At 36.2% G+C, this 5,268-nt stretch carries 1 protein-coding gene and 1 pseudogene; both read left to right on the forward strand.

The genetic code is table 11. From position 1 onward, the window contains the following. The first annotated feature begins 772 nt into the window (after positions 1-772). Positions 773-3,697, forward strand: a complete 2,925-nt coding sequence (locus ASJ81_RS08695; protein ID WP_095644131.1) for a PAS domain S-box protein — start codon at positions 773-775, stop codon at positions 3,695-3,697. 497 nt (positions 3,698-4,194) lie between these two features. Beyond that, positions 4,195-5,268: pseudogene (locus ASJ81_RS08700) on the forward strand (IS1634 family transposase); the annotation flags it as partial.

The raw sequence follows: 5,268 nt of genomic DNA on the forward strand, positions 1-5,268 counted from the left end.
TATTTATATATTAATAAAAAATAGGTAAATTTGTCAGACATCTGCGGAATGTCAGATATATTGAATCACAATAGTATTAAAATTAAGAGATAAAAATTTAAAGCAAAAGGGGGTCAATAGATAACTTTTAGAAAAATAAGCATAATCTTTCTTTTTTCGTGTCTGAAATCTGAAAATCAGTAAAATTGCTGCAACTACTGATAAATCGTCAATAAGCTTTTAATGAATATTTTGTGAGTTTTCATGAACTTTATATGAAATGGGTTAATTCTATATGAAGTGGGTTTTTACTGTTCTGTAAACTGACTCTGGAATGCAAGCTACCTGGCTAGGATATTATAAATAATTGTATACGTATAATAATCGTTATAGAACATTTGTGCTTGCTTAAATGACTTGTTTAAATGACTTATTTAAATGACTGTTTAAATGACTTGTTTAAATGACTTGTTTAAATGACTTGTTTAAATGACTTGTTTAAATGACTTGTTTAAATGACTTGTTTAAATGACTTGTTTAAATGACTTGTTTAAATGATTTCTCTAAAATAGTAATTCTTCTAGGAGCAGCTGATATTGTTGAAAAAACTTGATAAGTGATTCTGTTATAAGGAGTAAATTCAGCTGTAAAAACTTTAGAGACCTGTAAGGGTTGGGTCAGGTCGATATTGAAATTCTAAAATGTTATAATATTTTTTAAAATGTTATAACATATAGAATAAATATTTTGGTTTAACGTATTTTTAACCTTGTCTCTTAAGCTGGAGAGAAGTATGAAAAATAGTATTAGAAATTCTGGTATTGATTCCATTGGGAGTGTGCCCTGGGGAACACATTTCTGCCAATTTTACCAGAATAAAGAAGAATTGAAGGATATAGTTATTCCATATTTAAAAGCTGGACTGGAAAGTAACGAATTTTGCATCTGGATTGCATCAAGTCATCTGGAAGTAAAAGAGGCAGAAGAAGTATTGAAAACAGCTGTTATCAATGCTGATACTTACCTGGAAAAGAAACAAATCGAGATTATCTCCTTAAATCATTGGTATATAAAAAACGAAACTTTTGATTTTCAGGAAGTCTTAAACGGTTTGATTGATAAAGTAAATAAGTCGTTAGCAGGTGGTTATGATGGTTTGAGATTGATTAACAATACCTCCTCGCTAGAAAACGAAAGTTGGAGTAACTTTGTTAATTACGAAAGAGGAATGAACTCTATCATAAACAAATGTCCAGTCATAGCACTGTGTACCTATTCTCTAGATACATGCAGTGCTGTCGATGTTATTGAGATTGCCGCAAATCATCAACTCGTTTTGGCAAAAAAAGAAGGAAAGTGGGAGAAAATAGAAAACTCCGAAAGAGAAATTCATGCTGAGTGCAGACAAACTGAAGAAGCTCTTCGGAAAAGTGAAGAGCGTTACCGTATGCTCTTTACAAATATGACCGATGGCTTCGGTCTTTTAGAGGTCATCTACGATAAAAAGGGTGAGCCACACAACTATAGTTACCTTGAACTTAATCCCGCTTTTGAACTCATTTTAGGAGTAAAAAGGGAACATATCCTGGGCAAAACTATGCTGGAAGTATTCCCCAATGTGAGCCCTATAGCAATTGAGAAATATAACGAAGTAGCACTTTCAGGCAAGCCAATGCACTTTGAGATCGGTAGTGAAATAGCGCATAAACATCTAGATATCTATGTTTTCAGTCCTGAGAGAGGGAAGGTAGCACTGATTCTAAGAGATATCACCGAACGTAAACAGATGGAGAAGGAACTGCAAGAAAGCGAGGGAAAGTACCGCAATATTGTTGAAACAGCCAGTGAAGGTGTATGGATAGGTGACCCCGAAGCCAGGACTGTTTATGTTAATAAAAGGTTAGCTGAAATGTTAAGATACACTCAGGACGAAATGATTGGCAGACTGGCGTGGGATTTTGCAATTGAGGAAAATAAGCTAAATGTTAAAAAGAATCTTGAAGACAGACGGCGTGGTATTGATAGGAGCTACGAGTTTAAGTTCATACGTAAAGATGGCTCACCATTATGGACAATTGTAAGCGGTAAAGCTCTATTTGACAACAATGGTAAGTTTATAGGCAACATGGTAATGTTTACTGACATCACTCAGAGAAAAGAAACAGAAGAAAAATTGAAAAGTACACTCGACAACCTGGAAAAACTGGTTAAAGAACGTACAGCCGAGCTTGAAAATGCTTATAATTCTTTAAAAAAGAGTGAAAAAGGTCTTGCTGAAGCTCAAAAAATGGCTCATGTTGGAAACTGGGAATGGAATATTATGGCTGATAAAGCATACTGGTCTGATGAGCTATATCGTATTTTTAAACGCGATCCACAAGAAGCAGGACCACCTTACAATGAATTTTTAAATTACATACACCCAGATGATCGAAATCTCGTCAAAAGTGTCACTAAGGAAGCCATAAACGGAAAACCTTACAGTATTGAGTGCAGGATTGTTCGGGGTGACGGGGAAGAACGTATAATCCATATGCAGTCAGATGTTATTTTTGATGAGAAAAATAACCCTGTCCAAATTAGAGGAATACTCCAGGATATCACCGAGTACCAAAGAATGGAGGATGCCTTGCGTCAGAATGAGGAGTTGCTTTCTGCTTTTCTTGAGCAACTGCCAGTAGGTACCGGACTTGTCGATCCTCAAGGACGTTTGATGGTTACCAATAGCATGTTCCGTCGTTTCATAGGTAATGTCATTCCATCACAGGACTCTGAGAATAGCTGGCGTTGGCGAGCATGGGGAACTAACGGCCGCTTACTCAATCGGTCCCAATGGCCTGGCCAGAGAGCACTTCAAGGTGAAAATGTCACTTTCGGAACGGATTTTCTCTATACTTCCAGCGACGGACGAGAAATATGGGTACGAGTAAGCGCTGTTCCCTTTCGCGACAGGGAAGGAAAGATCAAAGGTGTCATTATTGTCCTTCAGGATATAGACGAGCAAAAGCGGAGCCAGGAGACTCTGGAAAAAATCGAAAAGATTCGCATAAAAGAAATTCACCACAGGATTAAGAATAATCTGCAGGTGGTTTCGTCTTTGCTTGATCTTCAAGCAGAAACCTTCTCTCACCTTGAGGTTTGTAAGACTCTGGAGGTTATCGAGGCTTTTATGGAAAGCCGGAGTCGAGTAATTTCTATGGCCCTTATTCATGAGGAGCTATATAAAGGGGATAAAATCGACACACTTGATTTTGCAGCTTACTTAAAAAAACTGACTATAGATCTTCTTGACTCTTACAATCTGGGAAATAAGGATATCAGTTTCAAGCTGAATCTTGAACAGGTTTATCTTGGCATGGATACTGCAATTCCTCTGGGAATTATTGTAAACGAGCTGGTCTCAAACTCATTTAAACATGCTTTTACTGCTGGAGGAAAAGGCGAGATCCGGATAAATCTCCGCAGGACAGGAACTTCTGCCGTCAAAAATAATGTTTCCGGTCTGAATGAGGAATGTATGGAAAAAAATGGCTTTGACTATGTACTCGAAGTATCGGACAATGGAAAAGGAATTTCGCAAGAAATTAACTTTCCTAGTGCGGACTCTCTAGGTCTTCAGCTCGTAACTATTCTTGTTGAACAGATAGATAGCTGTGTAAAGCTTGAAAGAGATCATGGAACGAAATTCACGATATGGTTTAGTGATGTAGATAAATAAGTCTACATCTACACAATAAAAAAAATAATTTACTTATTGTAATTCTTAAGATCTGGAGTAAAGCCGGGCCTTTTTCCATTAAATAAGCAATTTCTTATAATCTGAAACTAACTATTATTCTACAAGTAATTTTTTTGGTGTAGTATGAGCTCATAATTAATATTTAAATGTTGTTTGATAAAAAAACATTTTTCACGAGAATATTATTTTTTCAGAATCAATTTTTCATATAAATAATTTTAAATAAATTTGAGAACTATCATAAATTGTAACCCACGAGAGAGTAAAAACGGACTAAAACGAACAAATTTAGACCATATGAGAAAAACGAATGGATCAACACAAATGGGAATGGGAAAGTGACTGGTAGGATATGTGAGTAAATAATTTCCTGGAAGATGTTCTAACCCAAACAAATCTTATAGATACAGCCTAGATTCGGCAGGTAAACATATAAGTTAATATAATTATTCTCACATCTTTTTTCTTGATTTTCCATGGCAGACAAAAACAACAGTCGACTAGTCGAATCCTCAATAAAACGTACAAGATTTTTAGGTCACCTTGGTCTCATTGCTGGAGTTTTCCGAGAACTTGAAGTTGACAAACTGATCGATGAGAAACTCCCAAAGGAAAGGGATCACAAGATTCCTCACTCAGTCTGCATCCTTGCCATGGTACTCAATGGTCTTGGTTTCATAGGTCAACGTCTATACCTTTTTCCTGACTTTTTCAGGAATATTTCTATAGAAAGACTTTTTGGAGAAGGTGTAACACGAGAAGATCTGAATCAATATGCTATCGGAGAAACTCTTGACAGAATCGTAAAGTATGGTCCTACAAAACTGTTTACGGAAATTGTTCTTCACATTATGAATCGTCTACCTATTCCTGTCCATTGTTTACACGCTGACACTACAAGTGTCAGCGTTTATGGTGATTATCAAGACGAAGAAACGGAGTCTATTGATATCACTTTTGGAATTCCCAAAAACGGAAGATGGGATCTCAAACAATTTGTGCTAAGTTTGATTGTAAATCAGCATGGAATACCCCTTTTTATGAACACTCATTCAGGGAATGCTTCCGACAAAAGCACAATTCTGGAAGCAATAAAGTCTCTCAAATCAGCTTTAAGTCCTGAAAGCAAAGTGTACTATGTCGCTGATAGTTCCTTTTACACTGACAATAATATCAATAATATAGGAAAGTCATTCTGGATCAGTCGTGTTCCTGCAACAATTAATGAGGCAAAGGAACTGCTAACTGCAAATCTAAACCTGAAGCCACTGAAAAGCGATGAAAGATACTCGTTTTATCAAACCTTTGTTGATTATGGGGGAGTCAAGCAAAAGTGGGTTTTGTTGCTTTCTCATAAAATGAAAGAAAAGAAAGAGATAACTCTCAGAAAGAAGCTTCAAAATGAACTTGAAAAAGCAGAAAAGTCGCTTAAAAAACTGGTAGGAGAGGACTTCTTCTGTGAAGAAGATGCATTATAAGCAGCAGAAAAATGGACTGCAGATTTCCCTTCTATTGTGTTTGAAAAAGTAGATTTGAAAACCGTTAAAAAA

Source organism: Methanosarcina spelaei, assembly GCF_002287235.1.
GTDB lineage: Archaea > Halobacteriota > Methanosarcinia > Methanosarcinales > Methanosarcinaceae > Methanosarcina > Methanosarcina spelaei.